Origin of the sequence: Streptomyces sp. NPDC057307 (genome assembly GCF_042667665.1) — a bacterium.
Classification (GTDB): Bacteria; Actinomycetota; Actinomycetes; order Streptomycetales; family Streptomycetaceae; genus Streptomyces.
On sequence record NZ_JBHUZM010000129.1, the window covers coordinates 1 to 21776 of the forward strand.

14 protein-coding genes and 1 riboswitch are annotated in these 21776 nt (G+C 71.9%); of the genes, 6 read left to right on the forward strand and 8 right to left on the reverse strand.

The window, feature by feature from the left end:
- Positions 1-48 precede the first annotated feature (48 nt).
- Positions 49-1878 carry a DUF6350 family protein gene (locus tag ACFUN8_RS30305; RefSeq protein WP_383644490.1) on the reverse strand — a complete coding sequence of 610 codons (1830 nt, stop codon included), beginning with the start codon at positions 1876-1878 and terminating at the stop codon, positions 49-51.
- 116 nt (positions 1879-1994) lie between these two features.
- Here ACFUN8_RS30305 and ACFUN8_RS30310 point away from each other — a divergent pair, with 116 nt between their 5' ends.
- Positions 1995-3380, forward strand: coding sequence for a helix-turn-helix domain-containing protein (locus ACFUN8_RS30310; protein ID WP_383644493.1), 1386 nt, complete (start codon positions 1995-1997; stop codon positions 3378-3380).
- A 145-nt stretch (positions 3381-3525) separates the two neighbouring features.
- On the opposite strand, the gene sucD is transcribed toward ACFUN8_RS30310, so the two are convergent.
- The 5 genes from sucD to ACFUN8_RS30335 all read right to left on the reverse strand — a co-directional run bounded on the left by sucD (position 3526) and on the right by ACFUN8_RS30335 (position 10698).
- Positions 3526-4410, reverse strand: a complete 885-nt coding sequence (gene sucD, locus ACFUN8_RS30315) for a succinate--CoA ligase subunit alpha (protein WP_383644496.1) — start codon at positions 4408-4410, stop codon at positions 3526-3528.
- A gap of 20 nt (positions 4411-4430) precedes the next feature.
- Positions 4431-5606 carry an ADP-forming succinate--CoA ligase subunit beta gene (gene sucC / locus ACFUN8_RS30320; protein ID WP_383644499.1) on the reverse strand — a complete coding sequence of 392 codons (1176 nt, stop codon included), beginning with the start codon at positions 5604-5606 and terminating at the stop codon, positions 4431-4433.
- Between the two features lie 231 nt (positions 5607-5837).
- Positions 5838-7115, reverse strand: a complete 1278-nt coding sequence (locus ACFUN8_RS30325) for a VWA domain-containing protein (RefSeq protein ID WP_383644502.1) — start codon at positions 7113-7115, stop codon at positions 5838-5840.
- Positions 7112-9553 (reverse strand): DUF5682 family protein, encoded by a 2442-nt coding sequence (locus tag ACFUN8_RS30330; protein WP_383644505.1) that lies wholly within the window; start codon positions 9551-9553, stop codon positions 7112-7114. The genes ACFUN8_RS30325 and ACFUN8_RS30330 overlap by 4 nt, the downstream gene beginning before the upstream one ends.
- Positions 9550-10698: an AAA family ATPase gene (locus tag ACFUN8_RS30335; protein WP_383644508.1), complete on the reverse strand. Its 1149-nt coding sequence runs from the start codon at positions 10696-10698 to the stop codon at positions 9550-9552. Before ACFUN8_RS30335 ends, ACFUN8_RS30330 begins: the two co-directional genes overlap by 4 nt.
- Positions 10699-10816: 118 nt before the next feature.
- Between ACFUN8_RS30335 and ACFUN8_RS30340 the strand changes: the two genes are divergently transcribed.
- Complete coding sequence (locus tag ACFUN8_RS30340; protein WP_383644511.1) at positions 10817-12190, forward strand: SWIM zinc finger family protein; 1374 nt, start codon at positions 10817-10819, stop codon at positions 12188-12190.
- Positions 12191-12308: 118 nt separating this feature from the next.
- Complete coding sequence (locus ACFUN8_RS30345; protein WP_383644514.1) at positions 12309-13994, forward strand: DUF5691 domain-containing protein; 1686 nt, start codon at positions 12309-12311, stop codon at positions 13992-13994.
- Positions 13995-14029: 35 nt separating this feature from the next.
- Here the strand turns inward: ACFUN8_RS30345 and ACFUN8_RS30350 are convergent, their stop codons facing one another.
- The gene (locus tag ACFUN8_RS30350) at positions 14030-14443 is read right to left on the reverse strand and encodes a cobalamin B12-binding domain-containing protein (protein WP_023539238.1); all 414 of its coding nucleotides are present in this window, start codon (positions 14441-14443) and stop codon (positions 14030-14032) included.
- Between the two features lie 228 nt (positions 14444-14671).
- On the opposite strand from ACFUN8_RS30350, the gene ACFUN8_RS30355 reads away from it, so the two are divergent.
- Positions 14672-15589 carry a lipase family alpha/beta hydrolase gene (locus ACFUN8_RS30355; RefSeq protein ID WP_383644517.1) on the forward strand — a complete coding sequence of 306 codons (918 nt, stop codon included), beginning with the start codon at positions 14672-14674 and terminating at the stop codon, positions 15587-15589.
- A 337-nt stretch (positions 15590-15926) separates the two neighbouring features.
- Positions 15927-17531 (forward strand): peptidoglycan DD-metalloendopeptidase family protein, encoded by a 1605-nt coding sequence (locus tag ACFUN8_RS30360; RefSeq protein ID WP_383644520.1) that lies wholly within the window; start codon positions 15927-15929, stop codon positions 17529-17531.
- A gap of 71 nt (positions 17532-17602) precedes the next feature.
- Here ACFUN8_RS30360 and ACFUN8_RS30365 read toward each other — a convergent pair whose 3' ends face one another.
- A complete protein-coding gene (locus ACFUN8_RS30365; RefSeq protein WP_383644523.1) occupies positions 17603-20152 on the reverse strand; it encodes an ATP-dependent DNA helicase in 2550 nt (849 codons plus the stop codon).
- A 214-nt stretch (positions 20153-20366) separates the two neighbouring features.
- A riboswitch (cyclic di-AMP (ydaO/yuaA leader) is annotated at positions 20367-20529 on the forward strand.
- On the opposite strand from ACFUN8_RS30365, the gene ACFUN8_RS30370 reads away from it, so the two are divergent.
- Entirely contained in the window at positions 20528-21724 is a 1197-nt protein-coding gene (locus ACFUN8_RS30370; RefSeq protein ID WP_383644526.1) for an NlpC/P60 family protein, read from the forward strand. It overlaps the preceding riboswitch by 2 nt.
- Positions 21725-21776: the final 52 nt, after the last annotated feature.

The following is a 21776-nucleotide window of genomic DNA, read 5'->3' on the forward strand; positions in this document are numbered from 1 at the left end:
TCCCAATTCAGGGAGGGGCGGGGCCGCCGCTCGTTCGAGTGGTGTGGATCAGTCGGCCGCCTTCGGGTCGGGCTGGGGCTCGGGCTTGGCCTCCGGCTGGGGCTCGGGCTTGGCCTCGGCATCTGGTGAAGACTCAGCCTCCGACCCGGATCCGGGCTGCGGCGCGGCGGTCGGCGAGAAGTCGGTCATCAGGCCGCCGGACGCCTGCTTGATCGCGGCCCAGCGCGCCTCCTGGGCTTCCCGGTCGTGCCAGGCGTCCATCGGCAGGAAGTCGTACGACGCCTCCGCCGGATCCGCCCCGTCCAGCGTGGGCGGTGCGTCACCGCTCTCGGCCTTCTCGGGTTCGTCGTCCATGGCCGTGTCCGGTTCCTTCTCGGCCGCCGCCTCGCGTCGCCGCCACGGCACCCGTCGCCACCAGGGAGTCTTCGCTGCGGCTGCCGCTGCCGGTACGTCCGACGACTGGCCCACCGTCTCCCTCTCCTCGACCACCACCTCGTTCGTCTCGCCCATCTCTCCTGCCTCCTCCACCTTGTCCGCGTCATCCGCATCGTCCGCGTGGTCCGCGTGGTCCGCCACGCGCCGTTCGCGCAGCCGCCAGGCCCGTACCAGCAGCGCCGCCGGTACGCCGATGCCCACCGTCCAGGCCAGCGCCGCCGCCCCGGTGAGCCACCACACCGGCCCGAACTCCACCAGCCGCCCCGTCCCCATCGGCCCGCCCGCCACCGCGGCCAGCGCCGCCGTCAGCACCCCGCACCCGGCCCCGGCGAGCGCCGCGGCGAGGGCGGTGTCGCGCACGCTCCAGGCCTCGTCCCGTTCGGCGTAGGGCGGGGCCGCGACTCGTACCGTGAACCAGGCGATCGTCAGCCCGGCCACCAGCGGCACGGCGCCCGCCGCCCAGGTCACCGCCATGCCGGGCCCCTCGGCCGGCACGGCCGCCAGCAGCGGGAAGGGCGGCAGCGCGGGGCTGCCCGTGACGGCGAGCGGCGAGACGGTCGCCGAGGTGCCGAGTGCGAAGCCGGGGCCGAGGGCGTACGAGGCGCCCCACACCGCCGCGTTCGGGAGCAGGGCGAGGGACAGCAGCAGTACGGCGACCCGTCCGGACCAGGCCGCCGCCAGTTGCAGGAACGATTCCTGGGCGGCGTCCGCGTGCCACAACAGCGAGCAGGCGACCAGCAGAAGCCCGCCGCCCAGCAGCACCGCCGTCCCGGCGGTCGTCGCCCGCAGCACGACGACGGCCCTGCGGCGCCTCCCTGCCGTCGCCGCGTCCCCGCCGGCACTCGCGGCCGAACCCCTGAGGCCGGGCAGCCGGCCCAGCAGCGGACTCATCGGCCTGCCGCTGCCCACCCACACCCCGGCGGCGGCGGACAGCACCGGCACCAGGGGCAGCGTGAGCGCCGTGTCGAGCGTGTCGGTGGAGATCGGCCCGCCCCGCGCGTAGACCACGACGGCCGCGCCGACCAGCAGATATCCGCCCGCGACCGTGCACAGCGCGCCGAGCGCCGTGAGCTGCGGCCGGCCCTCCTCCGGTTCCAGCGCGTCGCGGGAGGAGCGGTAGACCAGCCACACCGGCAGGGCCACGACCAGCAGGGGTACGACTCCGATCGGCGCGGGCACCCCGGACAGCGTGTCGGGCCGTACCAGCTCCGCGCCGTGGGCCAGCAGCCAGAGCGCCGCCGCGATGTGCAGGGCGCCGCCGGCGCCGCTGTCGGGGTACGGCGAGCTGATCCAGGCCGCGATGACCAGCACGGCGAGACCGCCGAGGCCGAGGCCCGCGGCGAGACCTCCCCGGAGGAACGCGGCGGTCAGCGCGGCGGCCCGGCCCCGCTCGGCGGCCGAGGCCGAGGACAACGTGGTGCTGCGCTCGCTCACTTGGGTCACGGCGCCATGCTCCCAACGACACGCGCTTAAACCGCGTAACAGGCGGATAGCCGCTGTGTCGCTCAATATACGTTTATGTACTTTTTCGGCCAGTACAGTGCTGCGGGGAGTTCGCCATGACGCAGAGCACCACTTCCACCTCCTCGGTGCCCCCGCTCCCCTCCCCCAAGGAGCGGCGCAGACTGCGCGAGGCGAAGGCCATGACCGAGAAGCAGGTCGCGGTCGCGCTGGGGGTCACCCAGACGACGGTCCGGGCCTGGGAGACCGGGCGTACGGCTCCGCAGGGGCGCAAGCGCGAGGCGTACGCCCGGCTGCTGGCGGCGTACGCGGCGGAACTCGACGAGAAGAAGCGCGCGAAGCGGAAGAAGCGGTCGAAGAACTCGGGCAACTCCGGAAGCTCGGCGAACGCCGCAGCGGAGAAGCCGCAGAAGCCGACGAAGCAGCCGCCAACGGCTCCCGCGAAGGCGTCGGGGTCGGAGACCGACACCGAGGTCGAGGTCGAGGTCGAGGTCGGCACCACGACCGACGAGGCCCCCTCCCTCCAGGAGATCCTCCCCGGCGAGCCCGCCCCCTCCCGCAAGAAGCCGCTCAGCCGCCGCCCGGTCCGCGCGGTCGAGGCCGACAGCCGCTCCCGGCAGAACGCCCAGCGCCGCAAGGAGAAAGCCGAGGCCCTCGCCGGGGCCGCCGCAGCCGAGGCCGCGAAGCTCACGCCCGCCCAGGCGTTCGACGAGCTGTACGCGTACGCCTCCCCCGCGCTCGTACGCCAGACGTATCTGCTCACCGGGCGCCGCACCCTCGCCCAGGAGTCCGTCGAGCGCGCCTTCCATCTGGCCTGGCACCGGTGGCCCGAGGTCGCCGTCGACCGCGATCCCGCCGGCTGGGTGCGGGGGGCGGCGTACGACTACGCGACCTCGCCCTGGCACCGGTTCCGCCGCGCCCACCGCCATCCGGACCCGCCCAACGGCGCGCGCGAGGGGCGCGCGCTGCGCCGGGCGCTGCTCGACCTGCCGCCGATGTACCGGCGCACGCTGCTGCTCTACGACGGTCTGGGGCTCGACCTGCCCGAGACGGCCGCCGAGACCGAGGCCACCACCCCGGCCGCCGCGAACCGACTGCTGCACGCGCGTGAGGCGGTGGCCGAGCAGTTGCCCGACCTCGGCGACGACCAAGTCCTGCACGAGCGGCTGCGGGAGCTGACGGAGACGGTGTCCGCGCCGGCGGTCGCGAGCGCGCCGGCCGTGCGGCTGGGCAGCGAGCGCCGCGCCAAGTTCTGGACGCGCGCCGCGATCGCCGTGACCGTGCTGATCATCGGGGCGACGGCGTACACGGTCGTCACGGCGCCCCGGCAGTACGAGCCGACGCCCGCGCCCGGCCAGCGAGTTGGCGGCGTCCCGGCGCCGATGGGGCCGCAGAAGCTGAGCAAGCAGGACCTGAAGCTGCGCGCCAAGCTCCGCGCCGTACCGCTGAACGGGCCGGAGCGGCTGCTGCCCCGGATCCCCTGACGGCCACGGCCACGGCCACGGCCGTGTCTGTGTCGGTGTCCGGCGACGACAACGCGCGTGGGCCCGCACCACCTGAAAGGTGCGGGCCCACGCGCGTTGTGCAGCAGTACAACTGCCGTACTCCGTACGACCGTACCGCCAAGGGTCAGCCCGCGAGAATGGCTCGGGCAAGACCGGCCGTCTCGGTCGGCGTCTTGCCGACCTTGACGCCCGCGGCCTCAAGGGCCTCCTTCTTGGCCGCCGCGGTGCCCGACGAGCCGGAGACGATGGCGCCGGCGTGGCCCATCGTCTTGCCCTCGGGCGCCGTGAAGCCCGCGACGTAGCCGACGACCGGCTTGGTCACGTGCTTGGCGATGAAGTCGGCCGCGCGCTCCTCGGCGTCGCCGCCGATCTCGCCGATCATCACGATGAGGTCGGTGTCGGGGTCGGCCTCGAACGCATTTAGGGCGTCGATGTGCGTCGTACCGATGACCGGGTCGCCGCCGATGCCGATGGCGGACGAGAAGCCGATGTCACGCAGCTCGTACATCATCTGATAGGTCAGCGTGCCGGACTTGGACACGAGACCGATGCGGCCGGGCTTGGTGATGTCGCCCGGGATGATGCCGGCGTTGGACTGGCCGGGCGTGATGAGACCGGGGCAGTTCGGGCCGATGATCCGGGTCTTGTTGCCCTTGCTCGACGCGTACGCCCAGAAGGCGGCGGAGTCGTGCACCGCGATGCCCTCGGTGATGACGACGGCGAGACCGATCTCGGCGTCGATGGCCTCGACGACGGCGGCCTTGGCGTGGGCCGGCGGCACGAAGAGGACGGACACGTCGGCGCCGGTCTTCTCGATCGCTTCCTTGACGGAGCCGAAGACCGGGACCTCGGTGCCGTCGAAGTCGACGGACGTGCCGGCCTTGCGCGGGTTGACTCCGCCGACGATGTTGGTGCCGTCAGCGAGCATGAGCTTGGTGTGCTTCATGCCGGTGGCACCGGTCATCCCCTGGACGATGACCTTGCTTTCCTTGGTCAGGAAAATAGCCATGGTGTTGGTGACCTTTACCTTTACTTCGCAGCCGCGAGCTCGGCGGCCTTGTCGGCCGCGCCGTCCATGGTGTCCACACGCTGTACGAGCGGGTGGTTGGCGTCCGAGAGGATCTTGCGACCCAGCTCCGCGTTGTTGCCGTCGAGGCGCACGACCAGGGGCTTGCTGACCGTCTCACCCTTGGACTTGAGCAGCTCCAGGGCCTGGACGATGCCGTTGGCGACCTCGTCGCACGCGGTGATACCGCCGAAGACGTTGACGAAGACGGACCTGACGTCCGGGTCGCCGAGGATGATCTCCAGGCCGTTCGCCATGACCTCGGCCGACGCGCCGCCGCCGATGTCGAGGAAGTTGGCGGGCTTCACGCCGCCGTGCGCCTCGCCCGCGTACGCGACGACGTCGAGGGTGCTCATGACGAGCCCGGCGCCGTTGCCGATGATGCCGACCTCGCCGTCGAGCTTGACGTAGTTGAGGCCCTTGGCCTTGGCCGCGGCCTCGAGGGGGTTGGCCGCGGCCTTGTCCTCAAGAGCCTCGTGGTCGGGCTGGCGGAAGTCGGCGTTCTCGTCGAGCGAGACCTTGCCGTCCAGCGCGATGATCTTGCCGTCACCGGACTTGATCAGCGGGTTGACCTCGACGAGCAGGGCGTCTTCCTTGATGAAGACGGTCCACAGCTGCTGGAGGACGTCGGCGACCTGGCCGGCGATCTCGGCCGGGAACTTCGCCGCGGCGACGATCTCGGCGGCCTTCTCCGGGGTGCAGCCCTCGTTGGCGTCGACCGGGATCTTGGCGAGCGCGTCGGGGTTCTCCTCGGCGACGACCTCGATCTCCACGCCGCCCTCGACGGAGGCCATGGCCAGGAAGGTGCGGTTGGTGCGGTCGAGGAGGAAGGAGACGTAGTACTCCTCCGCGATGTCCGCCGTCTGGGCCAGCATCACCTTGTGGACCGTGTGGCCCTTGATGTCCATGCCCAGAATGGCGTCTGCCTTGGCGACCGCGTCGGCAGGGTCGGAGGCCAGCTTCACGCCGCCGGCCTTGCCTCGGCCACCGACCTTGACCTGCGCCTTGACGACAGCCTTGCCGCCGAGACGCGTCGTCACCTCGCGCGCCGCCTCAGGCGTTTCGATGACTTCACCGGCCAGCACCGGTACACCGTGCTTGGCGAAGAGGTCCCTCGCCTGGTACTCGAACAGGTCCACGCGCGTCCGTCCCTTGTCTGTCTTCTAAGATTCGCAGTGATCGCGGTTCGTAATCTGCGTGGGCGTGCCGCGATGGGCAACGTGACTGCACTTGTCACAAGGAAGGCGCAGAGGGAGTCCCGGAGCGCGGCATGTCCGTCTCGCAGGTTATCCCCGTGGGCGGTGGACCCCTAAATCACAGATCACCCCTGAGCGGTGATACCTGTCACAGACACACTCCCGGCGCCCCGGCTACGCCGTGTCCGGTATCGGTAGGGGTCGCTTCTCGATGGCCGCGGCCATCACTTCCGGGAACAGGTCCGGGGTGCAGGCGAAGGCCGGTGCGCCGAGTGCGGCCAGCGCCGCCGCGTGGTCGCGGTCGTAGGCGGGCGCGCCCTCGTCGGACAGCGCGAGCAGTGTCACGAACTGCACGCCGGACGCCTTCATCGCGGCGACCCGCTTCAGCATCTCGTTGCGGATGCCGCCCTCGTAGAGATCGCTGATCAGTACGACGACGGTGTCGGCGGGCCGGGTGATCCGCGACTGGCAGTAGGCGAGCGCGCGGTTGATGTCCGTGCCGCCGCCGAGCTGGGTGCCGAACAGGACGTCCACCGGGTCGTCCAGTTGGTCGGTGAGGTCGACGACGGCGGTGTCGAAGACGACGAGGCGGGTGGAGATGGAGCGCATCGAGGCGAGGACCGCGCCGAAGACGGAGGCGTAGACGACCGACGCCGCCATCGACCCGGACTGGTCGATGCAGAGGACGATCTCCTTCTTCACGGACTGCGAGGCGCGGCCGTATCCGATGAGGCGTTCGGGGACGATCGTGCCGTACTCCGGCAGGTAGTTCTTGAGGTTCGCGCGGATCGTGCGGTCCCAGTCGATGTCCCGGTGGCGCGGCCGGTTGATCCGCGCGGAGCGGTCGAGGGCGCCGGTGAGCGTGGCCCGGGTGCGGGTGGCGAGCCGCTTCTCGATGTCGGCGACGACCTTCCGTACGACGGCGCGCGCCGTCTCCTTGGTCGTCTCGGGCATGGCCTTGTTGAGCGAGAGGAGCGTGCCGACGAGATGGACGTCCGCCTCGACGGCCTCCAGCATCTCCGGTTCGAGCAGGAGCGCGGAGAGTCCGAGGCGCTGGATCGCGTCGCGCTGCATGACCTGGACGACGGAGCTGGGGAAGTAGGTCCGGATGTCGCCGAGCCAGCGGGCGACCGAGGGGGCGGAGGCGCCGAGTCCCGCGGAGCGGCTGCCGCCGCCCTTCCTGGGCGCGCCGGTGCCGCCGCCTCCGTAGAGGGCGGTCAACGCGCCGTCCATCGCCGCGTCCTGGCCGGTGAGCGACCGTCCGGTGCCGTCGGCGGAGTCGCCGCCGAGGACCAGCCGCCAGCGCCTAAGCCGCTCGTCGGCCGCGTCGCCGGCCCTGCTGCCCGCCGTGTTGCCCTCTGTGTTGCCTGCTGTGTTGTCGGTCGCGCTGCCTGCCGTGTTGCCTGCCGTCTGGTGAGTCGCGTCGTCCGTCGTCGTCCCGGCCGTGGTCATCGGGCCACCCCCGCAAGGTCGTTGTCGTTGTCGTTCCCGGCCGCCGCGGGTCCGCCGAGGAGCAGGCGCAGGACCGGGAGGACCGCGTCCGCGCGGGTCTCGTCGACGGCGGCTCCGAAGCCGGGGATCCCCGCCTCGGCACGGTCGGGCCGCGCGCCGCCGCCCGCCGGTCCGCGCCGGACCAACTCGCCGAGTGTGCGGCGCACTCCGGGCTCGTACGCGGAGAACGTACGGCGCAGCAGGGGCAGTACGTCGGTGAACGAGCCGTCCGGCACCCCGGTCAGCCAGGTGTCCACGAGGGCGAGCAGCCGTTCGTCGTGGACCAGGAGCATGCCGCCGCCGGACGCTCCTCCGACGAACCCCTCGATCCAGGCCGCCGCGTCGGCCGGCGGGGTGCCGGGCGACAGGGCGAGGCCCATGAGGCGTGCGGCCTCGTCCTCGGGGAGGCGCCCGTCGTCCAGGAGCAGCCGGGTGGATCTGCCCCGGACGACGCCGGGCACGGTGTCCCGCGCGGCCAGTTTGCGCAGCACGGCGGTCCAGCGGCCGGCCAGGTCCCCGGCGGGGCGGTCGGCGGCGTCGGGCAGGAGTCCGATCGCGGTGTGGACGCTGTCGAGGTGGCCGCGCATCTCGGCCGCGCCGTCCGGGTCGAGCGCGGCGCAGGCGGGCGGCAGTCCGACGCAGATCCGCTCGGCGAGCCCGGCGGCGACCTCGGCGAGCGCCGCCGTGTCGGTGGACCGTACGTCTCCGTAGCGCAGCGAGCGGGCGAGCGCGGGCAGTGCCTGGGCGAGGTGGCCGACGTCGGCGTCGAGCGCGGCGCGGTCCGCGAGGGCTTTCATCACCACGGGCAGCGCGTCGGTCAGTTCGGCCAGGAGGCACTGCTCGGCGAGGGCGGTGACCTCGGAGAGCGCGGTCGCCGACACCGCCTGCGACTCGGCCTTGGCGGTGGCCGCCGAGAGGACCGTGGTGCCCCAGACCCCGGCCTCGGCAACCCGTACGTACAACTCGGGCTCCCAGCGCAGCCGCCAGCTCTCGCGGAAGGTGCCCGTGCTGCCGCGGCCCGCGGCCGGTTCGCCCCAGCCGATGCCGAGCAGCCGCAGCCGGTGCAGCATCCGGCTCCGGCCGGCGTCGGTCTCCTTACGGAGGTCGAGGTCCAGCTCGCGCTCCAGGGCTTCCGGCTTGAGCCGCAGTGAGCGCTGGAGCCGGGTCAGATCGCGCTGCAGCGGCACGGCGGGCGCGGAGTCGGGGACTTCGCCCAGGACGTCCCCGACGATGAGCCGGTTCCTGATGAGCGCGAGTGGCACGTCGGATCCGTCGCACATGACGGCACGGATGGCGTCGGTCGTCTCGGTGAGTCCGGCGAGCGGCCGGCCGCGCATGGTGGCCAGGGTCTCGGCGAGGCGGACGGCCTCGATGACGTGGGCGGAGGAGACGGGCTGGTCCTCCTCGCGCAGCAGACCGGCGACCTTGGTCATCCAGCGCGTCACGGGGCGGTCGGGTGCGCCGAAGAGGTGTCCGTACCAGCCGGGAGAGTCGATGCCGGCGCCGTAGCCGCTGTGCCTGGCCAGCCTCTGGTGGGTCCAGGGCACCCAGGTCAGCTCGGACTTGACCTTGGGCAGTCCCTTGAGCAGCGCGCGGTCGGCGGTGGCCGTGGTCGTCCCCGTGTCGAGTGCGGGCACGTGCCAGGCTCCGCAGACGACGGCGACGCGGTCGTCGCCGAACTCCTTTCGGGCGGTGCGGAGTTGGATCCGCATGTACGCCTCGCGGACCTGGTCGCGCCGGTGCCCGCCGTCGCCGTACTCCTCGCGCAGGGCGCCCATGGCCTCGCCGAGGGCGGCGAACGGCGCGAACGGGTCGTCGGCGGCGGTGCTTCCCCGGTGCTCCACGACGTCTTCCCACCATCGCTCGGCGTCGTCGTATCCGGCGGCTTCGGCGAGGACGGCGAGCGGATCGATGCGCAACGCCCTTGCTGAGGCGCCGGGATCGGGCTCGGGCTCGGGGCGCGTCCCGCCGTCCGTCGTCTCGTCCTCGTCCCTACCTCTCTGCGTGTCCGTGTCCCTGTCCGTGTCCGTGAACGCCAGCGAGTGCGTCGCGGGAAGGTCGATGAAGCGGACCGGGACGTCATGGGCGAGGGCCCAGCGGATCGCGACCCACTCCGGGGAGAACTCGGCCAGCGGCCAGAACGCCGCGCGCCCCGGATCGTCCACGGCGTGCGCGAGCAGCGCGACGGGCGGGCGCATCCGGGGATCCCCCGCGAGGGCCACCAACGCGTCACCCTCGGGCGGGCCTTCGATCAGGACGGCCGACGGCGACGCGGCGTCGAGCGCGGCCCGTACGGCGCGGGCGGAGCCGGGCCCGTGGTGGCGGACGCCGAGCAGCAACGGCCCGCTCCCGGCCGGCCGGGACGGGAACGCGTCCGTTCCGCGGTCCGGCGTCGTCACGCTCCGGCCTCTCGGCAGGCGCGGTAGAAGTCCTTCCAGCCGTCCCGCTCGCGCACGACCGTCTCCACATACTCCTGCCAGATGACCCGGTCGGCCGCCGGGTCGCGGACGACGGCGCCGAGGATGCCGGACGCGACGTCGCCGGGGCGCAGCACGCCGTCGCCGAAGTGCGCCGCGAGAGCGAGGCCGTTGGTGACGACGGAGATCGCCTCGGCCGTGGAGAGCGTCCCGGACGGGGACTTGACCTTCGTGCGGCCGTCGGCCGTGACGCCGTCGCGCAGTTCGCGGAAGACCGTGACGACCCGGCGGATCTCGGCGATGCCTTCGAGGCCGCCCGGCAGGTCGAGCGAGCGGCCGATCTGGTCGACGCGCCGCGAGACGATGTCGACCTCCGCCTCGGCGGTGGCGGGCAGCGGCAGGACGACGGTGTTGAAGCGGCGCCGCAGCGCGCTCGACAGGTCGTTGATCCCCCGGTCGCGGTCGTTGGCGGTGGCGATCACGTTGAACCCGCGGACGGCCTGGATCTCCTGCCCCAACTCCGGGACGGGCAGGGTCTTCTCGGAGAGGATCGTGATGAGCGAGTCCTGCACGTCGGCCGGGATACGGGTCAGCTCCTCGATCCGGGCGGTCATGCCTTCCGCCATGGCGCGCATGACGGGGCTGGAGACGAGCGCGTCGCGGCTCGGTCCGTGGGCGAGGAGCTGCGCGTAGTTCCACCCGTATCGGATGGCCTCTTCGGGTGTGCCCGCCGTCCCCTGCACCAGCAGTGTCGAGTCACCGCTGACGGCGGCGGCCAGATGCTCGGAGACCCAGGTCTTGGCGGTGCCGGGCACGCCGAGGAGGAGCAGCGCGCGGTCGGTGGCGAGGGTGGTGACGGCGACCTCGATGATCCTGCGCGGGCCCACGTACTTCGGTGTGACGACCGTGCCGTCGGGCAGCGTGCCGCCGAGGAGGTACGTCGCGACCGCCCAGGGCGAGAGGCGCCACCTGGCCGGCCGGGGCCGGTCGTCGGCGGCGGCGAGCGCCGCCAGTTCGTCGGCGAAGGCGTCCTCGGCGTGCGGTCGCAGGACCTCGGCGCCGACGGTCCCGCCGACCGGCCCGGCGGCTGTCTCGGCGGTCGGCGCACTCGTTTCGGGCATGGTCATGGATCCCCCTCCAGATCGTTCGACCGGGTATGTGTTCCACGGTGCACCATGCCACTGACAATCGACCGTCTCCGCAGGTCAGGGCCGATTGTCAGTGGCGGCGCCTAACGTCGTGGGCATGGATGAAGCGGGGGTGCGGTGGACGACGGAACAGGTGCTGGCCCTGGCGCCTGACGACGCGTCACGCAAGGCGGGGGTCCGGCTGAGCGCGGCCGGACCGTGGTCGGAGGCGGGCAGCAGCGGCGAGGGGGCCGTGTGGGGGCTGTGCAAGGGGAGCGGGAAGAAGCCGTATCGGACGGTGATAGATACGAAAGGCCCCGCGTACAGGTGCAGTTGCCCGAGCCGGAAGTTCCCGTGCAAGCACGCGCTGGGGCTGCTGCTGCTCTGGGCGGCCGAGGGAACCTCCGCCGTCCGGGCGGTCGCGGACGTGGGGGACGGTGCGGCGCCCGACTGGGCGGAGGAGTGGCTGGGGGGCCGCAGGCAGCGGAGAGAGGAGCAGGGGACGCAAGCGAAGGAGGAGGCCGGCGGGGCGGCCAGGCAGGCCGATCCGGAGGCGGCCAGGCGCCGGGCGGAGCGCAGGGCGGCACGGATCACGGGCGGGGCGCAGGAGCTTGAGCAGCGGCTGACGGATCTGCTGCGCGGGGGGCTGGCGGCGGCCGAGCAGTCGGGATACGGCCTGTGGGAGGAGACGGCCGCGCGCATGGTGGACGCACAGGCGCCCGGACTGGCGGCGCGGGTGCGGGAGTTGGGCTCGATCCCGGGCTCGGGGGCGGGCTGGCCGGTGCGGCTGCTCGAAGAGTCGGCGCTGCTGCATCTGCTGGATCAGGGCTGGCTGGGGATCGACCGGCTGCCCGCGGACCTGGCCACCACGGTGCGTACGCGGGTGGGTCTCCCCTCCCCCGCCGACGGCCCGCCGGTGAAGGACCACTGGCTGGTCCTCGCGCAGTACGACATGTCGGACGGCAAGATCACCACGCGCCGGATCTGGCTGTACGGGCGGGAGTCGGGGCGTACGGCGCTGGTGCTGGGGTTCGGCGCGGCGGGCCGTGCGCCGCAACCGGCGCTGCCGGTGGGCCTGGTGATCGAGGCGGAGCTGACGCCGCACACGGGGGCGGGGCAGTTGCGCGCCGATCTGAGCGAGGAGGTGGGCATCGCGGAGCCGACGGGGACACCTCCGCCGGGCGGGACGACCACGGCGGCGGTGGAGGCGTACGGCTCGGCGCTGCGGGAGGACCCGTGGCTGGAGTCGTGGCCGGTGACGCTGACGGACGTCATACCCGTCCCGGACGGGGACGGGTGGCAACTGGCCGACGCGGACGGGGAGTCGGCCCTGCCGATCACGCCGTCGTCGTCGGCGCGACCGGGCCTGTGGAAGCTGGTGGCGCTGTCGGGGGGCGGCCCGCTGACGGTGTTCGGCGAATGCGGCCATCGCGGCTTCACCCCACTCGCGGCGTGGTCGCCGGACTCGCCGGAGACGGTCCGGCTGACCTGAGGGGTCCCCGGTAGTGGGTTCGTCCTCGGTCGCCGCCCACCAGCCGCGCGACCGGCCAACGCTCCGGGACCGCCTCGCTACGGCCCGTCCCCTATCTATACGTATACGGAGGCATCCGATGACCCTCACCACCCCCTGGGAAGACCTCGTCACGTCCGCCCTCCTCGGTACCGACCGCCGCACCCCGCCCGCCGGGACAGTGGCTCCCGGCCAGGACGCGCCCGTCGCGCTGCTGGACGCCGCCGCGCTCCACACGGTGCGGCGGCGCGCCGGTCTGCTCCCGGCGCGCGCCGCCGCCCGGCCGGAGCCGGCGCCCCGTGACGACCGCCGTGAACTGCCGGAGCCCGCGCGCCGGCGTCTGGCCCAACTGCTGGCCGACCGCTCGGCGCCCGCCGGTACGGGCGGCAGGCGCGGTACGACCCCTGATCTCACCGAACTGCTTCCCCAGTGGCTCACCGCCGCCAACGGCCACGGGTACCGCGCCCCCGCCGCCGCGCTGCCCGCACTGCTCGACGCCGCGCGCGGGCGCAACGATCTGCGGCCGCACGCCCTCGCGTTCGCCGGACCGCGCGGCCTGTGGCTCGCGCGCTTCAACCCGGACTGGAAGTTCGCCCTGCGCGGCGCGTCCGGCGGCGCCGTCCTGCCGGGCGCCCAGGACACCGAAGCGGTAAGGGAGTTGTGGGAGCAGGGACTGTTCGCCGAGCGCGTCGCCCTGCTGGCAGGCGTACGCGCGCAGGACCCGGCCGCGGCGCGGGCGCTGCTGGGCACGACCTGGTCGACGGAGCGCGCCGAGGACCGGCTGATGTTCCTCGACTCGCTGCGCGCCGGACTGTCCGACCTGGACGAGCCCTTCCTTGAGGAGGCGCTCTCCGACCGCAGCCGCAATGTCCGCGCGACCGCCGCGGAGTTGCTGTCCGCGCTGCCGAACTCCGCGCTGGCCGGACGGATGGCGGCGCGGGCGGCGACGTGCGTGAGCCTGGTCCGCACCGGCGGCCCCACGGGCCCCACCGTCATCGTCGAGGCGCCGCACGAGTGCGACGCGGCCATGCAGCGCGACGGGGTGAGCGCGACACCGCCCAGCGGCCGGGGCGAACGGTCGTGGTGGCTGGGCCAGTTGGTGGAGGCGACCCCCCTGTCGGTCTGGCCGGAGCGGCTCGGGGACCGTACGCCCGAGGACATCGTCACACTGCCGGTCCTGGACGACTGGACGGACGAACTGCACGCGGCGTGGTGCCGCGCGGCCGTCCGCCAGCGCGACGCCCGCTGGGCGCGCGCCCTGCTGGGCCCGCCCACCGCGTCCCCGGCCACCGGCCCGGGGGCGTCGTCGCTCGCGGAGCGGGCGAAGCTGCTCGCCACCCTGTCGGTGTCGGAACGGGCGTCCTGGGTGGCCGAGTTCATAGCCGCCCATGGTCTGTCGGAGGCGTTCCAGCTCCTCGGCGTCTGCGCGGTGCCGTGGTCCGGGCCGCTGGGCCGCGCCGTGGTCGACGCGCTCGACATCGCGCGGGACGGCGGGAGTTACCCGTGGAGCTTCAGCGGCGTGATGGGACTCGCCGAACGCTGTCTGGACCCGGCGGAGGCGCCCCACCTGGACATCCTCACCGCCACCCCGGACGAGGCGGAAGGCGCGTCACCGGGAGCGGGCGGCTACTGGTCGGAGGCGTTCCAGCGCCTGGTCTCCACGCTGCGGCTGCGCGCCGCGATGATGTCGGAGCTGACGGAGCCGGCGCGGTTGTCGGAGCCGACGGAACCGACGGACGAGCCCGAGCCGCCGGACGCGGGCCCACCGAGCCCGCCCGGCGCCTGAGGACAAGAAGTCCCCGAAAACAGAAACGTCAGGGACTACGCGCCGGCCGGCTGTCGCACGTTCGCGTTCACCCAGTCCACGATCGACGTCGTCGTCGCGCCCGGCGTGAAGATCGCCGCCACGCCCTTCTCCTTCAGCGGCGCGATGTCCGCCTCCGGAATGATGCCGCCGCCGAAAACCTTGATGTCCAGCGCGTCGTGCTGCTCCAGCAGGTCTATGACCTTCGCGAACAGAGTGTTGTGCGCGCCGGACAGGATCGACAGACCGATCGCGTCGGCGTCCTCCTGGATCGCGGTGTCCACGATCTGCTCGGGCGTCTGGTGCAGCCCGGTGTAGATGACCTCCATACCCGCATCCCGCAACGCTCGCGCGATGACCTTGGCCCCGCGATCGTGGCCGTCGAGACCCGGTTTTGCCACCACCACTCGGATCGGACCGGTCACACCCATCACTGCCTCCACATACCGACTTCGTCGTCATTGGCACGGGTCCCCGTACCGGCGAGGGACGGAGATGTGAACGAACGTTATCCCCAGCATCTCGCACGCCGCTGTTTCGCGGTGGCCGGGGAGGGGGAAATCACACATTGGGACATGTTCACTCTGCGTCGTGCCGGCCCCACCCGGCACGGGAGCCGCAAGGGAGTCGCTTCCCGTGTGGCGTAGGGAGGTAGGTCAATGAAGATCCCGCCTTTCGCCGAGCTTTTCTCGCCTTTCCCGTCCGTGGTACGGCGGCCGGCGGCCTGGGAGCTGCCCGTCACCCTCCTGCGGGCCTCAGTGCTGGAGATGGCGATCCTCGCCGGTCATCTGGTCCTCTATCCGGGTGGCATCGCCAAGGAGCGCCCGGCGCCCGAGCTGCCCCCCGAGGCCGCCACGCTGCCCACCGAGGGCCGCTCCCGCCCGCCTGTCCTGCTCCTGCACGGCTTCGTGGACAACAGGTCCGTCTTCGTCCTGCTGCGCCGCTCGCTGGCCCGGCACGGCTGGCGCCATCTCGAATCGCTCAATTTCTCGCCCCTGACCAGCGACATCCGGCTGGCGGCCGAGGTGCTCGGTCAGCACATCGAGGAGGTCTGCGCCCGTACGGGGCACCGCGAGGTGGACATCGTCGGTCACAGCCTCGGGGGCCTGATCGCCCGGTATTACGTACAGCGACTGGGTGGCGACGTACGGGTACGGACCCTGGTCACCATGGGCACGCCCCACGCGGGCACCGCCGCCGTCCCGCTCGCGAGCGCGCACCCGGTCGTCCGGCAGATGCGGCCCGGCTCGGATCTGATCGAGGAGCTGCGGGAGCCGGCGCCCGGCTGCCGGACCCGGTTCGTCAGCTTCTGGAGCGATCTCGACCAGGTCATGTCACCGGTGGAGGCGGCCCGCGTCGAGCATCCGGACCTCGTCGCGCAGAACGTGGGCGTGACCGGTATCGGCCATCTCGCTCTGCCCGTGCACCCGGCCGTCGCCGCCGGGATCCGATACGTCCTGGAGCACGACGACGCGGCGGAGCTGTCGGAGACGCAGCTCGCCGAAGCGGCCGAATGGGCCGGAAGCGGTACAGAACGCGCGGGGGACCAGGCCGACGGCGCGATATCGGTGGCATGAGGACCCCGACAGGGGCGGACGAGGTCGAGCCAGGGCGGTCGACGGTCCAAACATCGGCATCGAAATAGGTTGCGCCCACATCCGATTCGATGTCGGTTCGACACCTCACCGACACCCAGGAAATCGAACGCGTCTCGAACGTAGGGCCAAAGGTGTGCCCGCCCTCCGCCGAAAGACGGCCGAATGCCCGTTTCCAGAGCGCCCGGAAGCCGCCGAAGATTGTCGCCGTCGCATACCGCCGGGTACAGTCGCGGCCACTGCTTTCCCTTCTGGGTCCCACCGTTCCTCAAGACGGCCCCAGAAGCCTGGTTCTGCTGCCGAGGCGAGAGAGAAGTTGGTGAACGACCAGCACCCCCACGCCGGATACGCCGCCCACGACGGCTATTCCACAGGCAGCTTCGACAGTGACCCGCTCTTCGGCGCGCTTCCGGGCACGAGCCCGGCGGGCACGGTCACTTACGAGACGGACCACAGCGGCAGTTACGACTCGACGCAGTGGAACGCGGGTTACGACCCCTACGCGACGCAGGCGCCGCAGGCACCCCAGGTTCAGTACGAGGCGTACGACGCGTACGCGGCACAGGCCCAGCAGTCCCCACAGCCCGCGCAGTCGTACGACACGACCGGGCAGTGGGACGCCAACGCCTGGAACGAGGCCAACCAGACGGCCAGTTACGGATATGACGCGACCGGCCTGAACACCCCGGCCGATCAGTGGGCGGCCCCCGTGGCCGACACCGGCGCGTACGACGCCACCGCGTGGAACTCGGGAACGTCGGCCATACAGCCGGACGTACCGTTCCAGGCCGACGCCGAGGTCCAGGCCCAGGCTCCGTACTACGGCGACACCGCGACGTACGAGCCGGGGGCGTACGAGCCCACCGCCTACGAACCGGCCGCGTACGAACCGGCCGCATACGAGCCCGAGATCGACCACCAGCACGAAACCGAGTACGAGCAGGCCGAGTTCGCGCCGGCCGAGTTCGCACAGTCGGAGTACGACCAGCCCGAATACGAGCAGCCGGCGTACGAGACCGAGCACGAGTACGACACGCCCGGTCCGGAGCCTGAACAGGTGTCGGAATCGGCGCTCGACCCCGAGTCGGACCATTCCGAACACGCGGACCAGCTCGTCGGGGCCGCGGCCACCGTCACCGCCGCGACCATCGCTCCCCGCCCCGTCCGCCGGGCGGCCGGAGGCAGCCGCAGCAGGCGCCGTACACCGGCGAAGCGTTCGGCTCTGCTCACCGTCGCCGTCCCCTCCGCCTGTGTGATGGGCGTCGCCGGCATCGCCGCCGCCTCGGTCGGCGGACTCGGCGCCGAGGAGACCAAGGACGACTCGACCACGCTCACCGCCTCGGACGCGGCCGCGGTCAAGCCCGCCGCGGTGAACAACAAGCTCGACACCCAACTCGCCGCTCTCGACGCCGACGCACGAGACTTCGGAGACCGCGCCAGCCGCACCCAGGAGCGCATCGACCTCAAGGAACGTCAGGCGGAGGAGAAGAAGAAGCGCGACGCGCTGGCCGCGGCCAAGGAGGCCGCCCGCCCCAAGTTCGCCATCCCCGTCGCGAATCACGCGCTCAGCGCCTACTACGGCCAGGCCGGCGTCAACTGGATGTCGATGCACACGGGCATCGACTTCCCCGTCGCGTACGGCACGCCGGTGATGGCCGCGACGGACGGCACCGTCCGTACCCAATGGAACGGCGCCTACGGCAACATGGCGATCGTCACCGCCGCCGACGGCACCGAGACCTGGTACTGCCACCTCAGCAGCACGAAGATCCGCTCCGGCTCCGTCAAGGCCGGTGACGAGATCGCGTACTCGGGGAACTCGGGCAACTCCACCGGTCCGCACCTGCACTTCGAAGTACGGCCGGGCGGCGGCTCGGCGATCGACCCGCTGTCCTGGCTGCGCGGCCACGGGCTCAACATCTAGCGAGCGGCACCGGCTTCGGCGCGGCGGGCCTCGTTCTCAGCGGCCCGCCGCACTCGTGTGCCCGCGCGCTTCTACAGCTTGTCGACCGGCGCGTAGCGCAGCAGCAGCCGCTTCGGCTTGGAGTCGCCGAAGTCGATCGTCGCCTGCGCGTCGGCGCCCGACCCCGTCACCGTGACGACCGTCCCGAGCCCGAACTGGTCGTGCGTGACCCGGTCCCCCACCGCGAGCGAGATGACCGGCTTCTCGGTCGCGCGCCGGGTGGCGAAGCCCGCCGGGCCCGAGCGTGAGCGGGACGAGGACAGCGAGGACGTGATCCCCGACGTCGGTCCGGCCGGGGCGGCCATCGGGCCGGTGCGCTTCCACTGCAGATACTCGCCCGGAATCTCCTCCAGGAAGCGCGACGGCGGATTGTACGAGGGCTGACCCCACGCGCTGCGCATCGAGGACCGGGTGAGGTAGAGCCGCTCGCGGGCGCGTGTGATGCCGACATACGCCAGCCTGCGCTCCTCCTCCAACTCCTTGGCCTGGCCCAGCGCCCGCATGTGCGGGAAGACGCCGTCCTCCATGCCCGTCAGGAAGACGACGGGGAACTCCAGGCCCTTCGCCGTGTGCAGCGTCATCAGCGTGATGACACCGGAGCCGTCCTCGTCCTCGTCGGGGATCTGGTCGGAGTCGGCGACGAGCGCGACCCGCTCCAGGAACTCGGCGAGTGTGCCGGCCGTGGTCACGGCGGGGGCGTCCGCGTCGGCGGCCGCCTCGTCCGCGTCGGCCCCGGAAGCCGCGCCCGCGCCGCCGTCGGTCGCCGCAGCGTCCGTGGCCCCCGCCGCGTCCGCCCCGGCCGCCTGAGCCCTCTCCTGCTCGAACTCCAGCGCCACGGCGGCCAGTTCCTGCAAATTCTCGATCCGCGTCTCGTCCTGCGGGTCGGTCGACGCCTGCAACTCCGCCAGATACCCGGTCCGTTCCAGCACGGCCTCCAGGACCGTCGCCGGACCTGCGCCGGACTCGACGACCGTACGCAGCTCCTCCATCAGCGTGTTGAAGCGCTTCACCGCGTTCGACGAGCGGGCCGCCATGCCGTACGCCTCGTCCACCCGGCGCAGCGCCTGCGCGAAGGAGATCTTCTCCCGTACGGAGAGCGCGTCGATCATCGCCTCGGCGCGGTCGCCGATACCGCGCTTGGGCACGTTCAGAATCCGGCGCAGCGGGACGCTGTCCTCCGGGTTGGCGAGCACCCGCAGATAGGCCAGCACATCGCGGACCTCCTTGCGCTCGTAGAAGCGCACCCCGCCGACGACCTTGTAGGGCAGGCCGACGCGGATGAAGATCTCCTCGAACACACGTGACTGCGCGTTCGTCCGGTAGAAGACGGCGACGTCGCCCGCCTTGGCCTCCGACGCGTCCGTCATGCGGTCGATCTCGTCGGCGACGAACTGCGCCTCGTCGTGCTCGGTGTCGGCCACGTATCCGATGATCTGGGCGCCCGCTCCCGCGTTCGTCCAGAGGTTCTTGGGCCGCCGGCTCTCGTTGCGCTCGATGACCGCGTTGGCCGCGCTGAGGATCGTCTGCGTGGAGCGGTAGTTCTGCTCCAGCAGGATCGTCGTGGCGTTCGGATAGTCCTCCTCGAACTGGAGGATGTTACGGATCGTGGCGCCCCGGAACGCGTAGATGGACTGGTCGGCGTCGCCGACGACGCACAGCTCGGCCGGGTCGTGTCCCTCGCCCGAGGGGCCGACCAGCTCACGCACCAGGGTGTACTGCGCGTGGTTGGTGTCCTGGTACTCGTCCACCAGGACGTGGCGGAAGCGGCGGCGGTAGTGCTCGGCGACGTCCGGGAACGCCTGGAGCAGATGGACCGTCGTCATGATGATGTCGTCGAAGTCCAGGGCGTTGGCCTCGCGCAGCCTCGCCTGGTACATCCGGTACGCCTCGGCCAGCGTCTTCTCGAAGGGGTCCGCGGCCTGACCTGCGAAGGTCTCCTCGTCGATCAGCTCGTTCTTCAGATTCGAGATCTTGGCGCTGAACGACTTCGGGGGGTGCCGCTTGGGGTCGAGGTCCAGATCGCGGCAGACCAGGGCCATGAGCCGCTTGGAGTCGGCCGCGTCGTAGATGGAGAACGAGGACGTGAAGCCGAGCCGCTTCGACTCGCGGCGCAGGATCCGCACGCAGGCGCTGTGGAACGTCATCACCCACATGGCGTTCGCGCGCGGTCCGACGAGCTGCTCGACGCGCTCCTTCATCTCGCCCGCGGCCTTGTTGGTGAACGTGATCGCCAGTATTTCGCCCGGGTGCACACTGCGGGTCCCCAGCAGATGCGCGATCCGATGGGTCAGCACCCGCGTCTTGCCCGAGCCCGCGCCGGCCACGATGAGCAGCGGCGATCCGGTGTGTACGACGGCGGCGCGCTGCTCGTCGTTCAGCCCTTCGAGCAGCGCCGCCGGGTCCACGACCGTGCGCGGCGCACCGTCGCGGTGGTACGGATCCCTGGGCGGGGGCACGTCGAACTTCCCTCCGAAGAGATCGTCGGGCACCTGCTCCGGCGCGGTGTCCTCGGGCGGCGGCGGGGGCTCCTCGGCCGAGGGCTGGAGGTCCGCCAGGAAGCTGTCGTCAAAGAGGCTGCTCATCGCTTCCTGAGTCTAGGGTGCCGCACTGACAGCCAACCGCCACCTGGCCTCGCGGGGGTCCGGGCGACCGTTTTCGGAAGCGCCCACGACCGTTTATGCGAAAGGTCACGAAAATGTATCGGGCATATCGGCCATCAACCTTCACAGCGGCACCACAGATTGGCTAGCGTGCTCGCCGAGGCGGTCCGTACTCCATCGGCGATCAGCGCCAAGCGGGCGGCCTGCGCCGAATCCGGGCTTCCCCGAAGGGAGTTCGGAACCGGGGACCCACCATGTTCGACCGGGGTGAATCGGGCCGTACTCCCAGGCCCGTAGGGCAACCTTCCGTTCCGCCCGAACCCGACAGCTAACCCGGTAGGCGGTCCACGGAAGGAGATGCCGACCTTGGCGTCGCATCGTAAATCGCGTACCCGCACCGGGGTGCGCGCGAACACACCGGCCGTCGGTTTCACGACGGCCGCGCTCGCCTCGGTCACGCTGCTCTCGACGCAGAGCGCCACCGCCGCGCCCACCGAGCCCAAGCCCTCGGTCGAAGAGGTGCAGAAGAAGGTCGACGACCTGTACCGGCAGGCCGGTACGGCGACGCAGCAGTACAACAAGGCGAAGGAAGCGACCGACACCCAGCGCAAGTCGGTCGACCGGGTCCTGGACGACGTCGCCAAGAGCGCCGACAAGGTCAACGAGGCGCGGCGCTCCCTCGGTACGTATGCGGCGGCGCAGTACCGCGCGGGCGCGGTCGGCCCCACGGCCGCCCTGATGTTCGCCGACAGCCCGGAGTCGTACTTCGAACAGACCCAGCTGATGGACCGGCTGACCGACCGCCAGCAGGAGGCCGTCGAGGACTTCCAGAAGGAGCAGCGGTCCGCGGCCAAGCAGCGCGCCAAGGCGACGAAGAGCCTGGAGACGCTCACGGAGTCGCAGGACTCGCTCAAGGCGGGCAAGCAGAAGGTCCAGAACAAGCTCGCGGCGGCGCGGTCGCTGCTGTCGGAGCTGACGGCCGAGGAGAAGGCGCGGCTCGCCGCGCTGGAGCTGAAGAAGGAACAGGAGGCGCGCCGCAAGGCCGAGGCGAAGGCCGAGGAGGAGGCCGAGGAGGAGGCCGCGGAGCGCAAGCGCCAGGAGGAGGCGCGGGAGAAGGAGCAGCCGCCCGCCACCGGCGGCGGCACGGGCACGGGCACGGGCACCGGGACGGAGACCGGCTCGGGGGGCACGGACGGTACGTACGCGGCCAAGGCCGAGAAGGTCCTCGCCTTCGCCCGCGACCAGATCGGCAAGCCGTACGTGTGGGGTGCCACCGGCCCGAGCAGTTACGACTGCTCGGGGCTGACGGCCGCGGCCTGGAAGGCGGCGGGCGTGCAGCTGCCGCGTACGACCTGGGACCAGGTGAAGGTCGGCAAGCGCGTCGCCACGGCGGACCTGCTCCCCGGCGACCTGGTGTTCTTCTACGACGACATCAGCCACGTCGGCATCTACAAGGGCGACGGCAAGATGATCCACGCGCCGAAGCCGGGCGCGAACGTCCGCGAGGAGTCGATCTACTACATGCCGATCTACGGCAGCGTGCGCCCGGCCTGACCACCGGCCGGGTCCCCGTCCGCGGGCTGTCGACCGGGACGGTCCCCCGTCC